The sequence below is a fragment of the Cytobacillus sp. Bva_UNVM-123 genome (genome assembly GCF_046351715.2).
Taxonomy (GTDB): Bacteria; Bacillota; Bacilli; order Bacillales; family Cytobacillaceae; genus Cytobacillus.
In genome coordinates, this window is the sequence record NZ_CM177772.1 from 4,277,322 (window position 1) to 4,301,765 (window position 24,444).

A 24,444-nucleotide genomic window follows, 5' to 3' on the forward strand; every position below is an offset into this window, starting at 1 on the left:
TTATTCTGTTTAAAAAATGATAAACATGGTTATGCTCTATATATAAGTGTTAATCCCCCTTTTTTATTTGCTTCCATATTGGAGGCATTTTTTTTTGAGTTTTTTAGCAGTTACAGTTATTACTGCTAAAAATCAGCATAACCAACGAAAAGCGAAGTTACCTTTGCTATTATCCAATGAAGATGAACAAAGCGATAAAACATTTAAAAATGCTGGAATTTTTAGTGAAGCAACTATTTGTCCTCAAGTAACTAAGAATCATGCTGAGACAATACAAGAAGCATTAGAAATATCTCTAAATAAAAACATGAAAGTCGATTTGCCTTATATGGCTAAAATATATAGGAAGGATCGTATTAATAGTAAAGAAACAATCTGAAATTAATTTAAAAATGGAGTTTAAAGAGGAAATAGAGGTAGAAAAGGTTGATCAAAATTCAGACGAATCTTCCTTGAAAACGAGTGATAGACATCGGAGTAAATCCAAAGGTTTGGATCTAGATTTTTAAATTTCTCGCTTAGATATAACCAGGAACTACTATTATTATAGTTCCTGGTTTTCCTTTTCATAGCATTTAATGCAAAGCCAAGTTAATCATCTACTGCTTTGTAATCCTCTGCCGTTATTGTTCCGCATTCGACGCAACTTCTTAATAATAGAGTACCATTCTCGCCTCTTTTTACATTTCGTTTTAATTTCTCACTACATGATCTGCACAATATTAGAATGCCTTCGTTAGTATTGAGCATTTTAACAGGTCTTGCTTCTCCTACTTAATCTTTGCACTCATAACAAATATCATCGTCCTTAACTTTTCTAAACATGGCTTTCTCACCTTTCTTATCTAATTCTTTAGGGGTAGATTAATTCTATTCGATTTAATACGCCTGAAATATTCCTTCGTTAAAATTGTCAGAAAACATAGAAAAATATCCCTTTATAAATTAGTAGATTTAAAATATAATATATTATAATTAACAAATTCTTGAATAAATGGTGATAATTGGATGTGTCTTAAAAACATATCCCTGATATTTTTATTCTTTAGAGATTATATGGGATCATAAAAATTTATTTTAGTTTGGAGATGATTTTTTGAAAAAGAACGTTTGGTATAGTCTATCAGTTCTAACTTTGCTGTTCGCATTCTTTGTAACTAATAATGTACAAGCCTATACACTACTTGCCGGTAAGTACCCTTCCCATTTATCTAGTAATCTAAAATGGTATATTGATCAGTCGGCTAGTGATATGAATTACGGGCAGCACATTGTTAAGGTTTTAAATTGGAATAGTTCTCCATATTATATTACAGTTGGGTCCTCAGTTAATGTAGCTTCCAATGCACAATTAAGGTTTTATTATGACGGTGAAGATAAAGGAAAAACAGTTGCTATAAACTCAAACTATGAAAGCTCAAAGAATGTAACTAGTTATTCTGTTATAAAGCTACATCTAGGATTTAAAAATACATCTTCAGCTAATAAAAATGAGACTATCGTTCATGAAGTTGGACACTCATTAGGACTAGATCATGAAGATACATTATATTCAATTATGTTAAGTGAAGGTTTTATAGGAAGAGATACGCCTACTTCAGACGATTGGGCTGGAATTAAAGCTAAATATCAATAAGGGGATGGTTAAATGAAAATGGGAAAGAAGATAATGATAAGTTCACTTTCTTTCTTAATTTTGTATGGTGGTTTTTATTTATACAATGTTACAGCTGAACCAAAAACAGTATATGTAAAAACAAAATATATCAGTACAGAATCAGTTGAGGAGTTAGAAAGTGAAGCGGAATTAATCGTAAAAGCTACAAAGATTAGTGAAAATAATGAAGTAAGTAAATTAACTGATTCTGGTGATTCAAGTATTTCATACGAAGAACCTTTTACTATTGGAACTTTTAGTATAGATAAAATCTATTTTGATAAGACTTCCCAATACAAGAATGAAGATGAGTTTCAATTAAAGGAATTCTCTGGATATACTATCAATAAATTAACAGGTGTAAAAACATATATAGCTCCTGAAGATTATCAAGCTACCGAAGTAGGGAAATCTTATTTGTTATTCGTAAGAGAAAGCATGTCCGATCCTGGAAGATATATAATATTTGCACATCATTATGGAAAATATGGAATTGATAGTGAAGATTCAATGGAAATTGCAAATAAACTAGATGATAAAACTTCAAGTAAATATAAAAAAATAGAAAAAGAAATTAAAGAAAAATACAAATAAGTCCTATTATTTTAAATGCAGTATTTATGCGATCAGTAGCTGACTCACTCCGTCCCCTTATTCAATAAAATAAAGCCGATGTTTCCTTAAAACTTGATGGAAAGTCGGCTTTTATCATGTCGAAATTTACTTAGCGTATGTTTTCTGTGATCCAAGAGACCCAGGAATATAGATGAGCTTCTCCTACCTTTCGCCTGATCAATTTCTCTCTTGTTATACTTTCAAACACAATATTTAAATTTAATAAATCAATGTAACCTTCAATCAAAGGGTATTAACAGCACGTTAATGCAGGAAAAAAATACGGACCTCCTATTATGGAAGTCCGCTAATTTTACGTATATATCGTTGAATTTAACATTTCGTTCTGCTGTGAATTGCCTACGGATATTAGTTAAATTCTAAATTTACTTAATTCAGTTTGGAGACCTTCCGCAAGTGTTGCTAGATTTTGAGCAGTCGCAGTTACTTGCTCAACTGATGCTAATTGCTCCTCTGTAGCAGCACTTGAATCATGAGCGGTCGCAGCTGTTTTCTCAGCAATTTCCTTAACATACCCGGCATTTTTTGCTACTTCAACTGAGATTGCCTGAATTTCTTCAGTGGCAGCTGAAACGGTTTGTACTTTACTAATCACTTCCTTAACAGATGTTTCAATTTGCTTGAAGACCGAATTGGAAGTTTGTGATGCCGATAATCCTTGCTTTACTTTTATATTTCCATCTTTAATTGAATCCGCAGCTTTGTTCATATCGTTATGAATTACGTCAATCATTCCTTCAATCTCAACTGCTGAATTCTTTGATTGTTCAGCAAGTTTACGAACCTCTTCTGCAACGACAGCAAAGCCTTTCCCATGCTCTCCTGCTCTTGCTGCTTCAATTGCAGCATTCAATGCAAGTAAATTCGTCTGATCAGATATATCCGTAATTAATGCTGTCACACGCTGAATTTCAATGGAATGGTTTTCAAGTGTTCCCATAATTTCAGCCGTTTCTTTAAAAGAAAAATCAATATCATTTATATGTCTTGACACATCATCAATTGCATTAGAGCCTTTACCAACAAGTGCTCCAACTTCTTCTGCGGCATGGAGCATCTCTTCATTACTCTCAGCAATTTGTTCAATTCCTGCTGCCATTTCTTCCATTGAAGTAGTTGCCTGCCCAACAAGCTCAACTTGCTCTGAACTTCCACGTAAACTTTCTTCTGCAGCATGTGCAACCGTTTGTGATGAGGCAGCACTTTGTTCAGAGCTTGCCGCTAGTTCTTGAGATTGTGCCGCAAGCTGTATCGAAGAATCATTCACTCTACTAACAATCCCTTGCAGATCCGCTACCATTAAATTAAATGCCTTTGACATATCACCAATTTCATCGCGATTTTTAATATGTATTTTATCAAGCTTTAGATTCCCGTTTGCCACTTCCTTTAAAGCAGCTGTCATTGTACTCACTGGACGTGTAATACTCCTACCAATAAAATAAGCAATAACCACACTAATGATGACAGAAGCTGTTATTAAAACCATAATAAATATTTTCGTAGCGGAAATCGTAAAATTAATTTCTTCCCGATCTTCGTTCATATAAGTCATTTGATACTCTTTAAACTTGTTAGCACTCTCCTCCATTGCTTCAGCAAAAGGAACAGCATCGCGCGCATTTTTAATTGCTGCAATATCGTGGCCTTTCAGCTTATTCTCAATAACTAAAGTAGTAAGTTCATCATATTTTATTTGGCTATCTTTAATTTCTATGATAAACTCCTTTGCACCGTCTGAACTCACAATTTTTTCTAGCTCGTCAAGTGTTTGATGGAATAGTTCTTGATCTTTCTCGAGCCTTTCCAAAAATCGCTTATCATTATAAAGCAGAAAACCACGGATATCGGAAAAAATATCTTTTTGTGCACTAACTAGCTGATCAACAAGATTTACTTTATACACACGGTCATCAAGTAAAAAATTGTACTTATCACTAATCGATTTAATACTACTAAAAAACAAACCTCCTACGATAAGTAATATGAGCAAAACCGTAGAGAATCCAATCACCAACTTTTTAGAAATCGAAAAACGCATCGTAAACCCTCCTACATAGATATACATCATTTCTTTAATAGTCTTTTATGAAAATTCAAAAAGGCAATGAATATGTAATTATTTTATAATGTTCTGTGACTTTTTTAACATTTTTCGACAAAAGACAAATAACAGGTATGAAGCAGCAAATACGAGGATAAATCGCAAAATCCGACATAGATCGACATGTCTTTTTTCACATAAATTAACTCAAATTTAATCATAAAAGACTAAGTCTCAAGACTTAGTTGCAAATAATCCCTTCGAGCAATGTTTTTTTGCCAATAATTAGCTAAAATAAAGGTAACAATCTGAGTTATATAGAAGGTAGGGAACGAAATTGAAAAGAATTATTATCATTTTCTTTATTATTTTTGGTATTTATTTAGTATTCAACTCAAACTTATTAAGTTTGCTGAGGTTTGATAAAAGTAGTGGAGATGAAGTGTCACTAAGAGGAATCGATGTGATAGATATCGATATTTCAAGTGTGCAGGCTACAATTATTCCTGAAAATAGAAAAACGTTAAAAACGGAATTATCCGGTAAGGGGAAGGTTACCGTTGATAAAAGCGGGGATACGTTACGTGTGAAATATAAGCAAAGCGGGATGAATTTGTTTTCATTTATCAAGAATAATCCAAAAGTAACCATTTATCTTCCAATAAATTATGAGAATGATATGAATATTAAAGTGGGATCTGGACTCTTAAACTTCTCAACACTAGCCAAGAATAGCCCAATACAGCTAGATTACCTCGACGTTAAACTTGGATCTGGAAAAATGGACTTAAACAATATACGGACAAAGGAGTTTTCCTTTGATGGTGGTTCGGGCGTTATTAATATTAATAGACTAATTACAGATGATGGTTCAATTGATATTAATTCTGGAATTGTCAAAGTGGAACATTATGAAGGAAAGCTTGACGCAAGTGTATTATCAGGTCTGCTTCATGTTCAAATTGATAAGCTTAAGGATGATATTGATATTGATGTCAACTCTGGGCAAGTAAAGCTTGATCTGCCTGATGATGCTAATTTTAAACTAAATAGTAAGCTTGGAAGCGGTCTTATCACATGTGACTTCCCACTAGAAAATAGATCACAGGAAAAAAAGAAATTAACAGGGGTTCACGGAAGTGGAGAACATAAACTAGATATATCTGTATCAAGTGGCCTCGTAAAAATTTATTAAAGTATCGTAAATAAACTTATCCATTTTATAAGTAAAAAAAGACGACTCAAAAGTGTGAAGTGCAGTTCACTTTTGAATCGTCTTTTTTGATGTTTCCTTCAATCTTGCATTTCAACATTTTCGGGAAGTTATCCGGCAGTGTCTTGCGAAAACTGACTATAGTATAGATCCGCATAGAAGCCGTTTTCCTCTAATAACTCATGATGAGTACCTTGTTCAATAACTTTTCCTTGATCCATAACAAGAATCAAATCTGCATCTCTTATCGTAGACAAACGGTGTGCAATCACGAAGCTCGTTCTTCCTTCCATAAGGCGGTTCATTGCTTGTTGGATTAGAAGCTCTGTCCGTGTATCAACACTTGAGGTTGCTTCATCTAATATCATTATAGGTGGATCAGCAAGAACAGCTCGTGCAATGGTTAATAGCTGCTTTTGTCCTTGAGAAATATTAGATGCTTCTTCATTTAATACCGTTTCATAGCCATCAGGAAGTGTACGGATAAAATAGTCGGCACGCGCTGTTTTCGCTGCAGCAATAATCTCTTCGTCTGTCGCCCCTTCTTTTCCATAAGCTAAGTTATCCTTTATCGTTCCATTAAACAGCCATGTATCTTGAAGCACCATGCCGAAGGTTGACCGGAGCGCACCTCTTGTCATCTCTCTTGTGTCAAAGCCATCGATTGTTATTTTTCCGCCATTTGTTTCATAGAATCGCATTAATAGATTAATTAATGTCGTCTTTCCAGCACCTGTTGGTCCAACAATTGCCACCGTTTGACCTGGCTTAACATGAATATTCATATCCTCTATTAATAGCTCTTCTCCATAACCGAACTTAACATGCTCGAATGTGACAGCACCTTTTGCTCGTTCTAGGTTAACGATATTTACCTCTTCCATTTCCTCTTCTTCATCCAATAGCTCAAAAACCCGTTCCGCAGCAGCAACCGTTGCTTGAATAATATTCGCGATATTCGCAGTTTGGGCAATTGGCTGTGAAAATTGACGTGAATACGTAATAAACGCTTGAATATCACCAATTGATATCGCCCGTTTCGTTACTAAAATCCCACCGACAATACAGATTAAAACATAGCTTAAATTCCCAATAAAAGACATTAACGGCATGATAATGCCTGAAATGAATTGAGCTTTTCTGCCTGCTTCATATAATTCTTCATTCACTTCATCAAATTCAGCAATGGCTTTTTTCTCATGACTAAATGCTTTCACTACTTGATGGCCTGTATACATTTCTTCAATATGTCCATTTAACTGACCAAGTGTTCGCTGCTGGTTCGCGAAATGTTTCTGTGATTTTTTCAAAAATGGACTGATGACAAAAATAGAAAGCGGTAAGCTTACAATAGCAATTAATGTTAAGAGTGGGCTAATTGACAGCATCATGATGATAATACCAATAATCGTTACGATAGAAGTAATAAACTGTGTAACACTTTGTTGAAGAGTACTTCCAATCGTATCGATATCATTCGTTACCCTACTCAATATCTCTCCATTCGGACGGCCGTCATAATATTTAAGCGGCAGTTTTTCAAGCTTCGCATTTACATCTTCTCTTAAGCTATATACTGTTTTTTGAGCAACACTTGCCATAATGTATTGTTGAATATAGCTAAATAAACTGCTAATCAAATACAGTCCGGCTAAAAGAAGTAAGAGCTTGCCAATTGCTTCGAAGTCTATAGCGGCACCAGGGATTTTCATCATTTTTCCATAGGCACCTTCGAAAAGTTCCGTAAGTGCATTCCCCATAATTTTCGGTCCAACGACCATAAAGACTGTACTTAAAACAGCTGCTACAAATACAGCGAATAATTGATTTCGACGTGGGCTTAAATAACGAAGCAGCCGTTTTAATGTTCCATTAAAATCCTTTGCCTTTTGTCCAGCCACCATCATGTTTCCAAAACCCATTTGTCCCCCACCTTGAGGCTGTGCTTTCTTATGCTTACTCATGCAATTTCCTCCTCTGAAAGCTGGGATTCGACAATTTCACGGTACACTTCATTATGTTCTAGCAGCTCTTTATGTGTACCAACTCCTGCAATTCTTCCTTTATCTAATACGATAATTCGATCAACATCTAATACAGTGCTAACACGTTGAGCAACTAGAACTACTGTTGAATCCTTCGTCTCATTTTTCAATGCAGCACGTAATTTTGCGTCTGTTTTATAATCAAGTGCTGAGAAGCTATCATCAAAAATATAAATATCTGGTTTTCTAACAAGCGCACGTGCAATCGATAAACGCTGTTTCTGACCTCCAGAAACGTTTGAACCGCCTTGAGAGATCATGGATTCATAGCTCTTCTCCATTTTTCCAATAAAATCTTCTGCTTGGGCAATTCGCGCAGCATGCTCAATTTCCTCCTGAGTTGCTTCTTCTTTTCCGAAACGGATATTTTCAGCTATCGTTCCAGAGAAAAGAAGTGCCTTTTGCGGAACATAACCAATTTTCGAACGAACTTCCTCTTGAGAAGCTTCTCGTATGTCAACTCCATTTATGCGAATGGTTCCATTTGAAACATCATAAAAGCGTGGAATTAAATTGACGAGTGTAGACTTCCCAGCACCTGTCCCCCCGATGATCGCAGTGATTTCCCCGGATTTTGCCTTAAAGCTAATGTCTGATAATACTGGTTCTTCTGCACCCGGATAACTAAATGTGACACGTTCAAACTCTAATGTTCCACGTTCCCGCTCGACTTTTGCGTTTCCTTCATTATGAAATGTAGGTTCCATTTCCAGTACTTCATTAATTCTGTTAGCTGATACAGCAGCACGAGGAATCATCACAAACATCATCGATGCCATGACAAGTGCAAACATAATCTGCATAACATATTGAATGAAAGCCATTAAATCTCCAATTTCCATCCCGCCATTGTCAATTCGAATCCCCCCGAACCAAATAACTGCAACAACGGTTAAATTCATTAAAAGCATCATAACTGGCATTAAAAATGCGATAATTTTGTTTACCTTAATAGATACATCTGTTAAGTCTTGATTGGCTTTCTGAAGACGGGATTTTTCTAGCTTTTCACGATTAAATGCACGAATTACGCGAATACCTGTTAAGTTTTCACGGAGCACTAAGTTCAAATGATCTAAACGTTTTTGAACCATTTTAAACAATGGAATCCCTTTATTCATAATTAAAAGGACGGTGCCAACTAATATAGGTGTCGTAGCTAAAATAACGATCGATAATTTCGCATCCTTCGAAACGGCCATTATCACTCCACCAATTAACATAATCGGAGCACTCGCAACCATTCGGAGCATCATAATAACGACTTGCTGAATTTGCGTAATATCATTAGTCGTTCTCGTAATAAGGGATGCTGTACCGATTTTGTCAAAGTCTTGAAGTGAAAAATTCTCTACATGGGTGAACACTTTACGACGAAGATCTCTTCCTAACCCCATTGCCGCTTTCGAAGAATAATAGCTTGCCACAATAGAGGCTCCCATTCCGAGTGCTGCAACTACAAGCATTAAACTACCAATCTTCCAAATATATGACTTATCTCCTTTAACGACCCCATTATCAATTATGTCTGCCATTAAGGTAGGTAAATAAAGATCGGCCATAGATTGCAGAAATATAAGCGCTAATATAGCGAAAACAATCCATTTATAAACTGATAAGTTTTTTAATATTTTAATCATGCTGTTATTCTCCTAGTTTTTCAGATTCTTTTTCTAAAAATACGGCGATTTGGAGAAGTGTTGAAACGGCTTCTTCGAATTGATTCTCGTTCAGACTAGCGATGGCCAACTCAAGAACCTGATGAATACTCCCTTCCTGCCATTTTAGTTTTTCATAAAGCTGCTTGCCATTATCTGTAAGGATAAGCTGCATTTCCCGCCGATTGTCTTCGACTGGATGGCGTTTAATTAAATTTGCTTGTACAAGCCCATCGACGGCTTGACTTAATGTGCTTTTTGGAAACTTCATTATATTCCCAAGCTTTTTTTGAGTTATTTCTCTTTTCGGTGCCAGCATCATTAATAAAGCGTATTGTGGGATTGAAAGATTATTATCTATCGCTGTTTTCTGCGCAAAACTTCTTATACTTTGTTGAATTCGCCAAATTGAGCGAAAAAGCTCTGACGAACGTGCTAAAGATTGATTTTCATCATGCATAATTTCCTCTCTCCATTCATCGCTGAATTGTTCATTTTGGAACAGTTCAAAAATAAGTATTTTAAATTTACTCCTATTTATACGTGTAGTCAAGAAAAAAACATAAGAGTTGCTCATGAATTTCCCTGTTTATGAGAAAAATGATGACCCTATAGGGGCATCATTTTTTTGTATGCTCTTATTAACCTGTCCGTTGATTTCCGTTCCAGACACTTCGCTTTCCGCGGGGCAAACGGTGAGCCTCCTCGTCGCTAACGCTCCTGCGGGGTCTCACCTGTCCGCTTCTCCCGCAGGAGTCTTCGTGTCTTCCACTCCAATCAACTCAGCGCAAAAAAATAGAATGAACTCTGATAAAAAAATTAGAAAAACTTGGCGTTCGCTAAGTCCTTTCGGCGAATCCCCTAGCTTTTCTTATGCGGTGTTATTAGCCTAGCCAAGTAAATCATTCTAAAGAAAAAGACTGACCAAAAAGTCGTTTTTAACGAACTTTTTGGTCAGTCTCTTCATTCTTTAATTACTATTTCTTTTAAACGGCCACCAGTTTGCTGCACCGAAATTTTTTACCATAACTGGGACGAACAAAGGCAGCATGACAACGGAGTAAAGAATTAATCCTCCTATGACAATCGAAGCAATTTGCAGCAATGAAAGCATTCCAGAAGGCATCATGGCAGCAAATGTTCCACCTAAAATAATCGCTGCGGATATAATGACAGTCCCCATTTTCTTCATCGCTAGCAGCATCGCCTCTGAAACGGAATAATCCTTAAATTCATTAAAACGATCCATTAGAAAAATACTATAATCGACGCCAAGTGCTACGAGAATGACGAATCCAAAGAATGGAACTGACCAATTAATACCAGAATATCCGATTATATTTACGAAAATCATTTCATTTATTGCCATCGAGGTAAAATATGTTAATATCAACGAACCGATAATATAAGCAGGCATTATGATGGAGCGGAAAAGAAAGACTAGAATGATTGAAATCCCTACGAGCATGAGCACAACAGTACGGGAATAATCTTGCTCTGACATCGTGCTTAAGTCTGCATTCATACTCGTTACTCCGCCAACAGCCACAATGGCATTTTCTAATTTCGTATCTTTCGTTACTCTCTTAACGGTTTCCTTTATGTCATTCACTTGATGAATGGCTTCATTCGAATAAGGATTTTGATTAAAGATAACATCAATCATCATCACTTTTCGATCTGAAGACATGTAGACATCTAACACACGCGTAAAGTCTTCACTCTCAAGCACTTCATTTGGTAAATAGAACCCATCCATACTTTTTGAGTTTGATAAACCTGATAAGTATTCTTGAGCTGAGCCTAAGCCTTCTGAAACTTTATTTAAACCGTCAACACTTTGCCCTAAACCTTCTGTTAATTGACCTATTTGGCTACCAAGATTGTCAAACCCGTTAAGCAGCTGTGTTTGCCCCTCATTTACACTGCCTAATCCGTTTGTAAGCTTCGGAACATTATTGACAATTTGTCCTTGGCCATTTGCTAATTGTGTCAAACCAGCTTGCTGAGCTTCAATTCCTTTAATTAATTGCCCTAGACCATTTGCTAATCCTTCTTGGCCATTTATTGCCGTATTAAATCCTGTATTTGCTCCGACCATGCCTTGATTTATTTTTGACAGTCCTGCATTAAGTTCATTCATATTAGCTGATAAACCATTAAGCTGCTGCTGCAAGCCGACAACTGTTTGCTTCATTACTAAATATTGTTGATCAGCAGCTAAGTCTGCATATTTATTTTCTAAATAGTCGTGCATTGCACCATTTGCTTCTGCCATTCCAGCAGATATAGCCGCAACTCCTTGACCTACCTTCTCATAATTGGCAGTCAATGTTTGTAAATTTCCTTGTGCTTCCTTATATCCACTCAGGAGCTGTTGATACCCAGTAAGCAGTTCCTCGGCTCCTGCCTTTGATTTCGAAAGTCCAGCTTTTATTTCGTCAGAACCGGCTGAGCCTTGACGAATGCCATTTTCAATTTTTTTAAGATTCGTTTGAATTTCGAATAAACCTGATTGAATTTCACTTGTTCCAGAAATCAAACTATTAATTCCTTTTGTAGTATCTTTTAATTGCGGCTCAGACTTAGCTAATTCACTACTTGCTTCATTTAGACCTTCACTGATTTTGGCAAGCCCATCTTTTCCTTCTCCAAGACCATCATCCAGTGTTTTAGCCTGGTTCGCAATCATTAAATCCTCGATTTGCTCACCCGTAGGTCTTGTGATAGAGCGAACCGTCTCTACTAGATTTACTTTTTCTAATTCTTTGCTAATTTTTTCAGCCAAACCAACATATTCTGCTGAGTCCATTCTTTCATCATTTTTTATGACAATCTGTGTCGGCATAGATTCACCAGGACCGAAGCTGTCTGCAATTACATTAAAGGCTTTTATCGAGTGAACATCCCCACTTATTTCATCTAATGAGTTATAGGATAATTTCCCATCATAGGTTAATAGAAAGGGGGCACAGACTGCTGCAACGATTAGTAAAGCAAGGAATGGACGTGTTAATGAAAATTTGCCCACCGTTCCCCAAAGCTTACTTTCGCCGTGCTCCATTTTGCTTTTTGAAGGCCAAAATAATTTCTTGCCTAAGACCGCCATAAAGAAAGGAACAATCGTAAATAAGGCAATTAGTAGAATCGCTACTCCAATCGCTACCGCGGAAGCTGATTGATACATAATGAACTGTGAAAGACCAATGGCTGCAAACCCAATCATCACGGCTACGCCACTAAAAAACACTGTTCGACCAGCTTGACGGTAAGTTTCAACAATCGCCTCTGTAATACTTTCTCGTTGTGAAATTTCTTCTTTAAAGCGGCTAAACAGTAAAATACAATAGTCTGTTCCTATTCCAAAAAGAACGGCAACTAAGAATATTTGTGTAAACGTAGAAAGCGGAAAGTCAAATTTATCTACTAAAAACGAAACAATGGACTGTGAAGCAAGATAAGTAAATCCTACCGTCACCAACGGGATAATAGGAGCAATGAAAGATCTGAAAACTAGTAGCAACACGATAAGAATAAAGACAACTGTTATGCCCTCTGTCTTTTTTAACCCTTTCTCAGAGCTTATGATTAAATCCTGATTAATCATCCAATCGCTAGTATAGTAATGTTCAACTTTAATATCTTCCAGCGCATTATACAAGGCATCGCTTACATCTTGAGGTTCGCGATCATTCCAGTTTATTGTAAGAGATGTTAATATCGCCTTTCCATCCTTTGAAACTAACTGGTCCTTTAAGCTTTCTTCATTAAAATGGGTGAGTATTTCAGTAATACCCAACTCTTTTTCTTTTGCTTCAAGTGCATGAATACCCTTTTTCGCTTCATTTATGTCATCTTCTGACAATTTCTTATCAGAGCGAAAAACGAGGGCAACTTTTGTTTCATCTCCCCCACCTTCCTGCTTGCTGACATCATTCATAATATTGGAGGCAAGTGTGGATGAATATCCATCAGGGATCGTTATTTGACCCTTTTCACGAACAAGCTGAGCCATATTTGGTGCAGACAAAAGTAGACCAGCAATAATGGCAACCCAAGCGATCATGACAAACCATTTGTTTTTAATAATGAAATTCATCCTTACCCCTCCACTTTATGGTCTTTCATCTTCATAACAATTTGATTTAGTTTTTCAAATGTGTCCATAAACTGATTTATTTCTGTTTGTTCAAATTTGCCAATAAAAGATTCAACAATCTTATAAATCGGTTCTTGTGTTTGCAAATAAAGCTCATTCCCTTTATCAGTCAAAGTTAAATAGACAACCCTGCGGTCCTTTTCATCTCTTGTTCGCAAAATTAACCCTTTTTCCCACATTCGATTGATGATTGCAGTTATCGCACTTTTTTGTACTTCAAATTCTTCAGCAAGCTCTGAAGAAGTACATGATCCCGCTTCCCTAATATATCGTAGCGTGTAATATTGATCGTTTGTAAGATCTTCAGAGATTTGCGCCCTTACAAGCGCCTCAACTTTTCGGTGAACAGAAAAGGATACAGCGACATATCTGTCAATTAAATCTTGGATATTATCGGACATTTATTAATCAAGCCTCACTTCAGATAGTTTCACTCTTTAATTATTCAACTGTTTAACTATTAACGAGTTTAACTTTAATATATAACCTATTTGGTGTCAATATTTAACATTAGAAAAGCTTGGGATTCGCCATGCCTTTTCGGCGAATGCCTTAGCTTTTCTTATGCGGGATTGTAAACGCCACAATTATTTAAACTTCATTTTACTTTAGCGCATTAATTAAACTAAAAAAATCCTACTAGCTTGAAAAAATAATGAGGCATTTTTATAAAGTTAATGATAAAATTCACATTAACGAAACAGGATCGTTTAGTAGATCAAATGTTTACTAGATTGCGAGGATATTTTATGGGGACTCATGCAAGAAAAAAAGGGATTGCTCTTGTGCTTATTGGAGCTATTTTATGGGGAGTTTCTGGAACAGTTGCTCAGTTTCTTTTTCAACAGCAAGGGTTTAGTCCAGAGTGGCTCGTCGTAGTAAGACTGCTGCTATCAGGATTCCTTTTATTATTATTTGCCTATAAATACGATAAACAAAGTGTTTGGGGGATTTTACAAAACAAGTATGATCTCATTAGCATTAGCATTTTCGGCATCCTTGGAATGCTGGCTGTTCAATATACTTTTTTTGCAGCAATAAATCATGGAAACGCGGCTACTGCAACTATTCTGCAATATTTAGCGCCTGTGCTCATTATGTGCTACACAGCTTTTCGGCTAAAACGATTTCCTACTATATTTGAAGGATTGGCATTAATCTTAGCTGTTTCTGGTACTTTCCTGCTTGTTACACAAGGTAGCATCCATACACTTTCTATTTCTGGCTGGGCATTATTTTGGGGCCTCGCCTCAGCAATCGCATTAGCCTTTTATACTTTGCATCCACTCAGGCTGCTTGCAAGATGGGGATCGACGATCGTAGTGGGCTGGGGCATGTTAATTGGTGGTGTATGTTTTAGCTTTATTCATCCTCCATGGGTCTTTTCAGGGGAATGGTCTCTTTCTTCATTCTTTGCCGTTCTGTTTATCATAGCTTTTGGAACCATTATTGCTTTTTATTGCTACTTAGAAAGCTTAAAATATATTAGTGCCTCTGAAGCAAGTCTAATCGCTTGTGCAGAGCCGCTAACCGCAGCCATTATCGCCATCCTATGGCTTCATGTAACTTTTGGCATCGCTGAATGGATTGGAACTTTTTTCATTTTAAGTACTATAGCTATTTTATCGATTAAAAAGGAAAAAGAGACAGTGCCTATTAATGAACAAGCAAAATAAGATACGAAACAGTCTTTATATAGAAATAACGCTTGATATCAAGCGCTATTTCTATATGAATTTTATGACAAATTCAATTTCGTTATTCACTTTATTTCGAAAGAGTAAACTGCCAAGAAAAAACCAAATTTATCAACTGACGGCGTAAATATTTTTAAATTACTCAGTACTCACATACTTCTAAACGATTTCCGTCTACATCAAAAAATGCGAAATACTTTGCGCCGTATTCCTTTACATCCTCCACCTCAACTCCATGCTTTTTTAAATATTCATAGGCCTCTACAGCATTACGCACATAAAAATTAAATGCACTACGCCGCTCTTGGAAGTATATCTGGTCATCCGTTAGAAATAACGTGATAGAAGTGTCACCGAATGCCACACTCTGGTATTCACCATGATCCCCCCTCCAGCCAGGCTCTCCCCCTAAAATATTTACATACCATTTTAAAGCTTCGTCAATGTCACGAGTAGGTACGAAAACTGTGTCAATCCGCTGAAACAGCTTAGTCATGGAATATGTCCCCTTCCTTTATCTTCACTAAATTTTATTCCACATCGCTCACTTTAAATCCTTTCGATTCCTAAACAAATAGATCGAATTCTTAAAATATTCAATTAACTCATTGACATAATTTACGATCTCCTATATGATATTAATATATTTAGCTAAATGGCTAAATATCTAATAATAAATTAGGTGGTAATTTTATGACATTGAATTACACATTTAAAGCATTATCCGATCCGACTCGACGAAAAATCTTAGATCTCCTTAAAGAAAAAGACTTAACAGCAGGAGAAATTGCTGATCATTTTAATATGACAAAACCTAGCATTTCGCGCCACTTAAATTTATTAAAGCAAGCTGACTTAGTATGGGATGAACGGAAAGGCCAATTTATTTACTATTCATTAAACACAACGGTCTTTCAAGATTTACTGAAGTGGGTGTTACAATTCCAAAATCAAGGAGGATCATTAAATGAGTAAATTGTTTGCAACCATTCTTGTTGTTGTATTTATCATTTCAAGCTTTTTGATTTATCCACAGCTTCCTGAGAGTATTCCAAATGCATTTGCAAATTATGGAGCACCTAGCAGCTACGCACCGAAACTCAGTGTCATTTTTTCTTTTAGTATTGGCATCCTCACTGCCTACTTAACAATGCTCATCGCCACTCGCATTACGAAAATGAAGTACAAACGATTTCAAAAAGGCATTAACGGGATATTTTTTATTGTGATTTTCGTGCTTTCTGTTGTCTATGCAGGGGTTATTGTTAATGGATTACACTATAACTTTAATATGTTGCTCTTGGTTCCATTATGTGTTGGAATTACTTTCATTGTCACAGGTAACGAAATCCAAAGATTTAAAGCTGCTGAACAAAACACAATGCCTTTAATCGCTGCTCATAATGACCTTTGGAATAAAGTTAGGCATTTTGTCGCGAGGGCCCTTTTTATTGGTGGCGTGTTAATATTGCCATGTATGCTTTTCCCTGGAAAATTACTTTTAATATTATTTCTGTCAATTTTAGGAATATTAATCCTCACACTTTTTCTCGGTTCTTACCAAATTTACAAAAAACATTATATAAACACTTAATAGGTATAATAACACAGATAAAAGACAGCCCTCCATTCTGAGGACTGTCTTCTTTATTTGAAATGTATGATTTACACTCTCTCAAGTCTTACTGATCCTTCTTTACCCTTCATTCGTTTTTGCCAAACAAAAGTTGCCGACAATGTTACAGAAATGAGTACAAGTCCTAATATAAATGGATACGTAATTTTCACATCATATAACATCCCTGCAATCGTTGGACCAAGTACATTGCCAATACTCATATAAGCATTATTCATCCCCATTGCAAAACCTTGCTCGTTCCCAGCCATCTTGGAGATGAGCGTATTAAGAACAGGTCGAAGAATAGATGTGGCTAAAAAGATTAATAGTGTAACCCCGAAGAATAGCACATAACTGGACGCTAATAATGAAAGCAAGAAGCCAATGACCGCTACTCCTAAAAAGATATTTAACACGGCTCCTTCCCCAAAGCGTCTAACAATACGATCTACGACGAATAGCTGAACAACGACACTAACAATTCCAGTAGATGTGATCATCATAGCAATTTCCTTCGGAGTTGCTCCAAATTGGTTATCAACAAATAGACCAAGCACTGATTCATATGACATCAATCCGAAACTCATGACTAATGTAATGAGCAACGGAATAAAATAAGGCATTTTAACTGATCGCACCATTTTCCTTGCCATGGATTCATCATTTAGGGTGTTATTAGAAGCAATCGAACTCTCAATTTTACTTTCCTTAAGCACCAAAACTGAAAAAATAACGGCAATTAAGGACACGATAGCCGAAATTAAAAAAGGCATTTTCAATCCAAAATCAGCTAAAAAGCCACCAACACCAGGACCAATAACGATGCCGAGTGACATGGCAGCAGAAACAAAGCTATTGCCCTTTGCTCGTTGATCCATCGTTGTAATATCCGCAACATAAGCAAAAATAGCAGGGATAAGCAATGCTGCACCAATTCCACCAACAACGCGAGAAAAATAAAGCCACCAAATCGAATGTGTACCATAAAAGATAAACATAGAAATCGTTAATCCTAACAGTCCATATATAATCATCTTTCTTCGCCCATATTGATCTGTCCATTTTCCTGCAATGGGCGAAAAAATAAGCTGGGCTCCTGCAAAAATCGCTATCATTAATCCAGCAGCTGTTCCTCCTTCATTAATCGATTCTAAATAAGCTGGCAAAATAGGAATAATGATTCCAAAACTCCCGATAGCAATAAACATATTAATCATCAATATGATTAGTTTTTTTCGTTGATCTGCTGTCATCTATGCAGCCTCCTTTACTTTGTTAATTTAAAAACTAATTAGGGTGCTCATTATCTGTTAGTAGGGTTAAGTAATGGTGGATAATTGTGAAATTTGAGCTATTTGAAGACAAAAACACGGAAGAAAAATATCATAACACACTCAACGAATAATCTCAATCCATTTGCTATCGAAAAAACGTCCTGATTTTTCAGGACGAATTTATTAAATAGAAGAATTTACTTTTCTGTTTTTCTTTTATAAACGAAATAATACATACTCAAAGGCCACCAAAGTACAGCAAATATTGGATAAACTGCCCAGATGGTATTTGGAGAAGAGATAATATTGACAATCGTAAAAAATATAATAATTAAAAAGCTCGCTTGAATTGAAAATTCAAAGTATGATTTTTTCCGAGCATGATATAATGATAGCGGCCACCATAACACGACAAAAGCTGGGTAAATCATCCATAAATAGCCTGGTGCCAATGTCACATTGAGGATTGAATAATAAAGAATAATGCTTAAGCTACCGATCCAGGCAACCGTCATTGTACCTCCCTTTTTACCTAATGAAATGATAATAGGCCACCACATAATTGGATATATAGCATATAATGACCACGGATAATCTGGTGAATCTATCATGTTTTCAGCAATCAGAAACAAAATAATGAGTGTCGAACTGAGAATGGAAAATAGCTTCTGCTTTTTATTCTTCGAACAGTAAACGCCAATGGGCCAGAGCAATAAAGCAAGTGCTGGATAAATAAACCATACATGCTGTGGACTTGTTAAGTAATTGACAAGGATAAAAAAGATAATACTCATTATGCTACCCGCCAATGCAAAGCCAGTATTAAATTTATTCATGCTTATTTCCCTCCTTATTTTGTACGCTGCCATTTAAAATACATCGTCAACGGCCACCACAAAACACCAAATGTCGGATAAACAAACCAAATATTTTTTGGTGTGTAATACATATTTATAAAAAGAAAAAGGGCAATGATGAGAAAGCTTCCCCAAATAGAATACATTAAATTTAATTTTGAATAGCTGTTTTTCAAAGGCTGCTTCTTTACACCCAGCTCATTCTTTAAATCATCAATATCACCAAAATCAACAATTGCTTTATTAATAGCATCCTCTTCGTCTTTGCCAAACTCCATTAAATCTCTTACTTTTTCCTCAAGATTCTCTAACACCTCTTGCTTAATCGCCTTTTTCTCCTCTGTTTCTGGAATTTCTTTAAACAGCTCATCAACATGATTTTTTAGTTTTTTCATTGTTAACCCTCCAAAAATAAATCCATAATTTCCTTCAGTTCATTCCACTCACTAATCAATTCTTTTAAGTACGCTTTTCCGAGAGTTGTAATTCTGTAATACCTTCTTTTTCCGCCTTGTGATACGCTTCCTAAATAAGATTCAATCAGTTCTCGTTTCTCTAATCGCTGAAACACTGCATATAATGTTGCTTCTTTTATTTGGAATCGATTGTCTGTGCGCAAACTAATTTCCTTCGATATTTCGTAACCATATCTGTCTTCCTCCAAAATCAATCGCAAAATAATCGAATCCAAATGTCCGCGAATGATATCACTTCTAACCATTTAGACACATCCTTGTACATTCACTACTCTATCTGATAGAGTAATATTACTTCAAATTACTCTATCTGTCAAAGTAATTTTGTAAATAAAAAACAATCGTGAGAATCTACCCTCAACCCTTTATGTAATGTAAAAATCGTCGGTTTTATTTCACTGCGCTTGGCGACTACTTCGTTCACGTAAAACGAAACTTCCATCAATATTTTACTGATGGTAGTTGAGTCAATCGGGCATTTACGGGCTGCTGTTTCATCAATCACTGAAATTTAATATCCTTTTCAATTCGTGAGGAGATGAAACCTACAGCCCGTTAACGCGATCGAGGCTTGCACAATAAATCCGACGACAATTTTTTACACAAAAAAAGAACAGCACAAATCTTTCGAGCTGTTCGCTTAAAGTCTATATTTAAAATCATGAATCAATAAAAATTGAGTTTAAATGATAAATAATTGTATCCTTTATTCTATCTTCATTCACTCGCTTTGGCTCAAGCATTGCATGTAAAGAAATTCCATCAATTAATGCATATAATCTTTCTGTTTCTAATTCAATATTAAGTCCTTTTCTTAACAAATTTGAATGAGCTAAATAATCAATCAGTTTTTGCATTCCGAAATAAATACCATCATTATGCACATCAAATACATCTTCCTGATGCCTAGCATAGGCAATAAAAGAAAACCATACTTCCATTTCCGCCATCTTATCTTTTGTAATCGGAACAATTTCGAATAAAATATTTTGAATTAATTCTTTTGGCGGCAAATCTTGACTCGCAATTTCATTAATACGGGCTGTTGCCTGCTCTTTCACGAGTTTCATTGTATAAACGAGTAATTCGTCCTGCGAGGAAAAATAATGGCGCAATGCTCCTAATGATATTTGCGCCTCTTTTGCAATATTTCTTACTGTCGCTCCTTCCATCCCTCGTTCTAAAACTACTCGCCATGCTGCTTCGGCAATTTGATTTCTTCGTTTTTCATGATCAACAATTTTCGGCATATCTTTATTTTAGCAAGTAAAATTTGAAATAGCAATTTTACAATACAGTTGTATTAATTAAAATAACGTGTTACTATTTTAAATAACACAACTGTATTATTATAATCTTTGGAAGAGGTGTTGTTTTGAATTTCGTTGCATGGATGATTATATTCAGTGAAGTTGGCTTTTGGGTAGTCATTGCATTAGGTTTAGTTACGAGATATATATTTAAACGCAAAAAGCTAGGGTTATTTTTCTTAGCATTAACTCCGGTCATTGACCTTATTTTACTAAGCGCCACTAGCATTGATTTATATAATGGAGCAACTGCCACTACCATTCATGGCCTTGCAGGCGTTTATATTGGAGTCTCTATAGCCTTTGGAAAAAGTATGATTCGATGGGCTGATGAACGCTTTCAATATTATGTTATGAAACAAGGGGAAAAGCCTGTTAAACGATATGGAATGGACTACTCTATTCATTATTTAAAAAGCTGGGGAAAGCATGTACTAGCTTATGTCATAGGGGCAGGGCTTTTGGCTGGAATGATTTATTTCATTCATGATGCCCCACGAACAGAGGCACTAAAAGGAATCATACAATTATGGACTGTTATTTTGGGCATTGATTTATTAATCGCTCTTTCTCATTTCATTTGGCCAACAAAAGCGAAAGCGAAGGAAATTAGTTAAACGGAGCGGATTATCATATACATTAAAACAGGGACAGACTTTATCCTTACGTCTGTCCCTTCCTTATTATTCTTTTGCCAGCATTTCCTCGCCTCTGTTAGGGGCTTTCATATTATAAATGGGTAAAATCGCAAGCAGGCCGAAAATAAACAGAAGTGCCGCTAACTCGAACATCACTATGATTGAAAATGATTCCTTCAATATCCCAGCAAGGCTCATCGTTAAAACCATCGATCCAGTAAATAGTGGACTCAATGTTCCATTCACTCTTCCGATAAATTCAGATTTTGTATTTTGCAAAATCATCGTATTAATCCCGATTTGAATACATGGGAAGAATAGGCCATTAAAAAATTCCGCCCCTAATGTAATTGGTAAATTAGTGGAATAACCAATGACACCCATTCCGATCGCATTCGCTAACATCCCGATTACGAGCAACTTTTGCGGAGGAATGTTCTTCGAGAATATAACAGAGATAGCACCTCCAACAATCATCCCGATACCATTTGCCATCAATAGCCATTGTAAATTTTCCTTCGCCAATTCTAGTCGCTCTGTCACAAGAAAAATGGACAGCGGCTGAATTAACCCCATCGCCAATCCAGCAGCCATAAAACAAAGTCCGAGTAGCTTTAATTCCTTTTTGGAAATAACATAACGAATCCCGCTCTTCATTTCATCAAGTAAAGTTGATTCCTTCTTCTCCGCCTCCATAGAATGGTCAGCTGGGATAAAGACTAACATGACGGCAGAAAGAATGAAGGCTACCCCAGTAATCGCAATGGACACATCGATGCCAAACTGTTGGAATACGAACGTTCCAAGTACCGGTCCAAAAACCATGAAAACGGCAAAGATCGTTTGATAAATAGACATGGCCGATTGAATCAATTCTTCGCCTAAATGCATTTTAAACAATTTCATACCAGATGGTTGAGAAAACTGCGACAAAATCGCAGAGATTAATGTAACGAAAAAGATGATCTTCCAAGAGCCAAATATGAGCGCTACTAATACAGCAAACACCGAAATAGCACTCAAAATATCACACCAAATCATCGTTCTTTTCGGACGCCAGCGGTCCGCAAAGGTCCCACCAATAAAAGAAAAAATAAAAATGGGAGCAAACTCAGCGACCGATATCATGGAAACGGCAAAAGCATCTCCATTCGTTTTCTCCATAACAAATAATAATACAGCAAAATTTCGAACCCAAATTCCGACTTGCAAAAATAATGCAGAGAGGAAAATAGCTTGAACGAAACGATTTTTAAATAATTGTGACATAACATTCTCCTTTTTATGAAGTGAGGGACTTAAAAACACAAAAACTCCCATCCGTCATATAAGGATAGGAGTTCATCTAAAACAATAGAAAAAGACAGAGCACAATTTATGTACGAAGGCAACGATCATCTTTTTTCTAAAAAAGTATAGACTAATCCCATTCAAATACGACTTCGTGAAATTTACGAATGTACTTTTGAAAACGGGATTATAAGATCATCGTTCCATGGTCACCCTTTCGTGGCTAATTGGTAAGTCCATGCATATGAACTTACGAAAGCAACTATCAAATTACAATATAATCACACTGTTCATTATATCGCATAAGAAAAACTTGAAGAACGCAATGTTTTTCTAATAATAGTGTAAACATTTTACACCGAAATATTTTCTTTTTCAAGTAGTAAATTATTATCCTTTTTATAATAGATTAAAATACTCATTCGGCGAATCTCAACCAGTGGGCGTCTTACTACCCGTTAATCTGCGATAATTTTATTAAAAAGTAGTAATGCTTAAGTAAGGACACAACATTAAATAGGCCATCCACAATTATAGGTAAAAAGTGAAAAAACCAAAAAGTTTCATTAAAATGGACATGCACAGTTCTTGTCAAAAAAAGTGTTAATCATTCTTCCCCTTCCCCGAAAATCTCTTCTGACAATAGGAAATCGAATGGCTTGCCCGCATATATTTTCATTTCTCAACAAAAAAATCAAAATGAAAGGAATTATAACATGTTTATGAAACACCGAACGGAATCAAGAGAATTAATCATTTTAAGATCTTTACATGTACGAATGGAATTGTCATCTAAAGAAAAACAGTACTATATAAATCTCGAAAAAGGCTATGAAGGTGAAAAGAAATTTGATGAATTGTTAATGAAATTGCCAATTGAATGGGTGATATTAAATGATTTACTGTTCGAAATGAACAACTCGGAATTTCAAATTGACTCTTTACTCTTCTCTCGCAATACATTCCACCTATTTGAAATAAAAAATTACTGTGGAGACTTTTATATCGATGGTAACAAGTGGTACTCTACATCCGGGACCGAAATTAAAAATCCACTAAATCAATTACAACGAAGTGAGTCACTACTAAATAATTTACTGAAAGAACTCCGAATTCATGCTCCAATTGTTCCTCATCTCGTCTTTATTAACCCTGAATTCACGCTATATCAAGCTCCACTTAATACTTGCATTATTTTCCCAACGCAGATCGATCGCTTAATGAAACATTAAATACAAACATCCCCCCATATACTGACAAACAAGTAAAAGCTCTTGAGAAATAAACCGCTAAACACTTACCCGAATCCGACTATACACGTATCCCCCACTATGATTACGACCAATTGAAAAAAGGAATTACCTGTGTGAACTGTGGTTCGTTTTTAACCCATTTTTTTAATAAAAGAACGTTAGAATGCCCAAAGTGCAGATACCGAGAAGAAGTAGATTCCGCAGTCCTACGAAGCATTGAAGAATTCATGTTCCTTTTTCCAAAGGAGAAAATAACCACTACGATTATTCATGATTGGTGTAACATAATTCAATCGAAAAAGACAATTTGGAGAATACTAAAAACAAACTTTAAACTTGTCGGCTCAAGTCATTGTTCATACTATATGAAATCAGAGACATTATAGTAGTAAGAGAGCCTCGGTTTTGTCAACCATTTCTAGTATGGAAGCGTGTGGGTTCGGTGGGGTTCGGGATTTGGTTGACCTATTTCATTCCTGAAATATGAGGTGCGGGACAGTTTCGGGAATCAGTTGACCTACTTCGTTCCCGAAACATAAGGAGCAGACCATTTTCGGGAATCGGTTGACCTTCTTCATTCCCGAAAGATGAGGTGCGGGACGGTTTCGGGAATCGGTTG

Annotated in this window: 22 protein-coding genes; 9 read left to right on the forward strand and 13 right to left on the reverse strand. The window is 36.0% G+C overall.

The window, feature by feature from the left end; all coding sequences use genetic code 11:
* Positions 1 to 94: 94 nt before the first annotated feature.
* The 3 genes from KDN24_RS21965 to KDN24_RS21975 all read left to right on the forward strand — a co-directional run bounded on the left by KDN24_RS21965 (position 95) and on the right by KDN24_RS21975 (position 2,251).
* Entirely contained in the window at positions 95 to 379 is a 285-nt protein-coding gene (locus KDN24_RS21965) for a winged helix domain-containing protein (RefSeq protein WP_491348160.1), read from the forward strand.
* 717 nt (positions 380 to 1,096) lie between these two features.
* Complete coding sequence (locus tag KDN24_RS21970) at positions 1,097 to 1,636, forward strand: M57 family metalloprotease (RefSeq protein WP_409974103.1); 540 nt, start codon at positions 1,097 to 1,099, stop codon at positions 1,634 to 1,636.
* A gap of 12 nt (positions 1,637 to 1,648) precedes the next feature.
* Positions 1,649 to 2,251 (forward strand): hypothetical protein, encoded by a 603-nt coding sequence (locus KDN24_RS21975; protein ID WP_409974102.1) that lies wholly within the window; start codon positions 1,649 to 1,651, stop codon positions 2,249 to 2,251.
* 394 nt (positions 2,252 to 2,645) lie between these two features.
* On the opposite strand, the gene KDN24_RS26370 is transcribed toward KDN24_RS21975, so the two are convergent.
* Complete coding sequence (locus tag KDN24_RS26370; protein ID WP_525931255.1) at positions 2,646 to 4,334, reverse strand: methyl-accepting chemotaxis protein; 1,689 nt, start codon at positions 4,332 to 4,334, stop codon at positions 2,646 to 2,648.
* Between the two features lie 340 nt (positions 4,335 to 4,674).
* Here KDN24_RS26370 and liaG point away from each other — a divergent pair, with 340 nt between their 5' ends.
* Entirely contained in the window at positions 4,675 to 5,532 is an 858-nt protein-coding gene (liaG, locus tag KDN24_RS21990) for a LiaG family protein (protein WP_409974101.1), read from the forward strand.
* A 128-nt stretch (positions 5,533 to 5,660) separates the two neighbouring features.
* Here the strand turns inward: liaG and KDN24_RS21995 are convergent, their stop codons facing one another.
* The 5 genes from KDN24_RS21995 to KDN24_RS22015 all read right to left on the reverse strand — a co-directional run bounded on the left by KDN24_RS21995 (position 5,661) and on the right by KDN24_RS22015 (position 13,813).
* Positions 5,661 to 7,514: an ABC transporter ATP-binding protein gene (locus KDN24_RS21995; RefSeq protein WP_409974100.1), complete on the reverse strand. Its 1,854-nt coding sequence runs from the start codon at positions 7,512 to 7,514 to the stop codon at positions 5,661 to 5,663.
* Positions 7,511 to 9,235 carry an ABC transporter ATP-binding protein gene (locus KDN24_RS22000; protein ID WP_409974099.1) on the reverse strand — a complete coding sequence of 575 codons (1,725 nt, stop codon included), beginning with the start codon at positions 9,233 to 9,235 and terminating at the stop codon, positions 7,511 to 7,513. The genes KDN24_RS21995 and KDN24_RS22000 overlap by 4 nt, the downstream gene beginning before the upstream one ends.
* 4 nt (positions 9,236 to 9,239) lie before the next feature.
* Positions 9,240 to 9,713: a MarR family winged helix-turn-helix transcriptional regulator gene (locus tag KDN24_RS22005; protein ID WP_409974098.1), complete on the reverse strand. Its 474-nt coding sequence runs from the start codon at positions 9,711 to 9,713 to the stop codon at positions 9,240 to 9,242.
* A gap of 510 nt (positions 9,714 to 10,223) precedes the next feature.
* A complete protein-coding gene (locus KDN24_RS22010; RefSeq protein WP_409974097.1) occupies positions 10,224 to 13,352 on the reverse strand; it encodes an MMPL family transporter in 3,129 nt (1,042 codons plus the stop codon).
* A gap of 2 nt (positions 13,353 to 13,354) precedes the next feature.
* On the reverse strand, positions 13,355 to 13,813 hold the full coding sequence (locus KDN24_RS22015) for a MarR family winged helix-turn-helix transcriptional regulator (protein WP_409974096.1): 459 nt from the start codon (positions 13,811 to 13,813) through the stop codon (positions 13,355 to 13,357).
* 348 nt (positions 13,814 to 14,161) lie between these two features.
* On the opposite strand from KDN24_RS22015, the gene KDN24_RS22020 reads away from it, so the two are divergent.
* A complete protein-coding gene (locus tag KDN24_RS22020) occupies positions 14,162 to 15,088 on the forward strand; it encodes a DMT family transporter (protein ID WP_409974095.1) in 927 nt (308 codons plus the stop codon).
* Positions 15,089 to 15,251: 163 nt separating this feature from the next.
* Here KDN24_RS22020 and KDN24_RS22025 read toward each other — a convergent pair whose 3' ends face one another.
* Positions 15,252 to 15,605, reverse strand: a complete 354-nt coding sequence (locus KDN24_RS22025) for a VOC family protein (protein WP_409974094.1) — start codon at positions 15,603 to 15,605, stop codon at positions 15,252 to 15,254.
* Between the two features lie 203 nt (positions 15,606 to 15,808).
* Between KDN24_RS22025 and KDN24_RS22030 the strand changes: the two genes are divergently transcribed.
* Positions 15,809 to 16,084 (forward strand): autorepressor SdpR family transcription factor, encoded by a 276-nt coding sequence (locus KDN24_RS22030; protein ID WP_409974339.1) that lies wholly within the window; start codon positions 15,809 to 15,811, stop codon positions 16,082 to 16,084.
* Positions 16,077 to 16,703 (forward strand): SdpI family protein, encoded by a 627-nt coding sequence (locus tag KDN24_RS22035; RefSeq protein WP_409974093.1) that lies wholly within the window; start codon positions 16,077 to 16,079, stop codon positions 16,701 to 16,703. The genes KDN24_RS22030 and KDN24_RS22035 overlap by 8 nt, the downstream gene beginning before the upstream one ends.
* A 71-nt stretch (positions 16,704 to 16,774) precedes the next feature.
* Here the strand turns inward: KDN24_RS22035 and KDN24_RS22040 are convergent, their stop codons facing one another.
* From KDN24_RS22040 to KDN24_RS22060, 5 genes are all read right to left on the reverse strand, one after another.
* Positions 16,775 to 17,980, reverse strand: coding sequence for an MFS transporter (locus tag KDN24_RS22040; protein ID WP_409974092.1), 1,206 nt, complete (start codon positions 17,978 to 17,980; stop codon positions 16,775 to 16,777).
* A gap of 218 nt (positions 17,981 to 18,198) precedes the next feature.
* Positions 18,199 to 18,837 carry a hypothetical protein gene (locus KDN24_RS22045; RefSeq protein WP_409974091.1) on the reverse strand — a complete coding sequence of 213 codons (639 nt, stop codon included), beginning with the start codon at positions 18,835 to 18,837 and terminating at the stop codon, positions 18,199 to 18,201.
* 14 nt (positions 18,838 to 18,851) lie between these two features.
* On the reverse strand, positions 18,852 to 19,253 hold the full coding sequence (locus KDN24_RS22050; protein WP_491348161.1) for a permease prefix domain 1-containing protein: 402 nt from the start codon (positions 19,251 to 19,253) through the stop codon (positions 18,852 to 18,854).
* A gap of 2 nt (positions 19,254 to 19,255) precedes the next feature.
* Complete coding sequence (locus tag KDN24_RS22055) at positions 19,256 to 19,579, reverse strand: PadR family transcriptional regulator (RefSeq protein WP_409974089.1); 324 nt, start codon at positions 19,577 to 19,579, stop codon at positions 19,256 to 19,258.
* A 414-nt stretch (positions 19,580 to 19,993) separates the two neighbouring features.
* Positions 19,994 to 20,584: a TetR/AcrR family transcriptional regulator gene (locus KDN24_RS22060; RefSeq protein ID WP_409974088.1), complete on the reverse strand. Its 591-nt coding sequence runs from the start codon at positions 20,582 to 20,584 to the stop codon at positions 19,994 to 19,996.
* A 125-nt stretch (positions 20,585 to 20,709) separates the two neighbouring features.
* Here KDN24_RS22060 and KDN24_RS22065 point away from each other — a divergent pair, with 125 nt between their 5' ends.
* Complete coding sequence (locus KDN24_RS22065) at positions 20,710 to 21,261, forward strand: hypothetical protein (RefSeq protein ID WP_409974087.1); 552 nt, start codon at positions 20,710 to 20,712, stop codon at positions 21,259 to 21,261.
* Between the two features lie 66 nt (positions 21,262 to 21,327).
* Here KDN24_RS22065 and KDN24_RS22070 read toward each other — a convergent pair whose 3' ends face one another.
* The gene (locus KDN24_RS22070; protein WP_409974086.1) at positions 21,328 to 22,602 is read right to left on the reverse strand and encodes an MFS transporter; all 1,275 of its coding nucleotides are present in this window, start codon (positions 22,600 to 22,602) and stop codon (positions 21,328 to 21,330) included.
* Between the two features lie 686 nt (positions 22,603 to 23,288).
* Here KDN24_RS22070 and KDN24_RS22075 point away from each other — a divergent pair.
* Positions 23,289 to 23,804 carry a nuclease-related domain-containing protein gene (locus KDN24_RS22075; RefSeq protein WP_409974085.1) on the forward strand — a complete coding sequence of 172 codons (516 nt, stop codon included), beginning with the start codon at positions 23,289 to 23,291 and terminating at the stop codon, positions 23,802 to 23,804.
* Positions 23,805 to 24,444 lie beyond the last annotated feature (640 nt).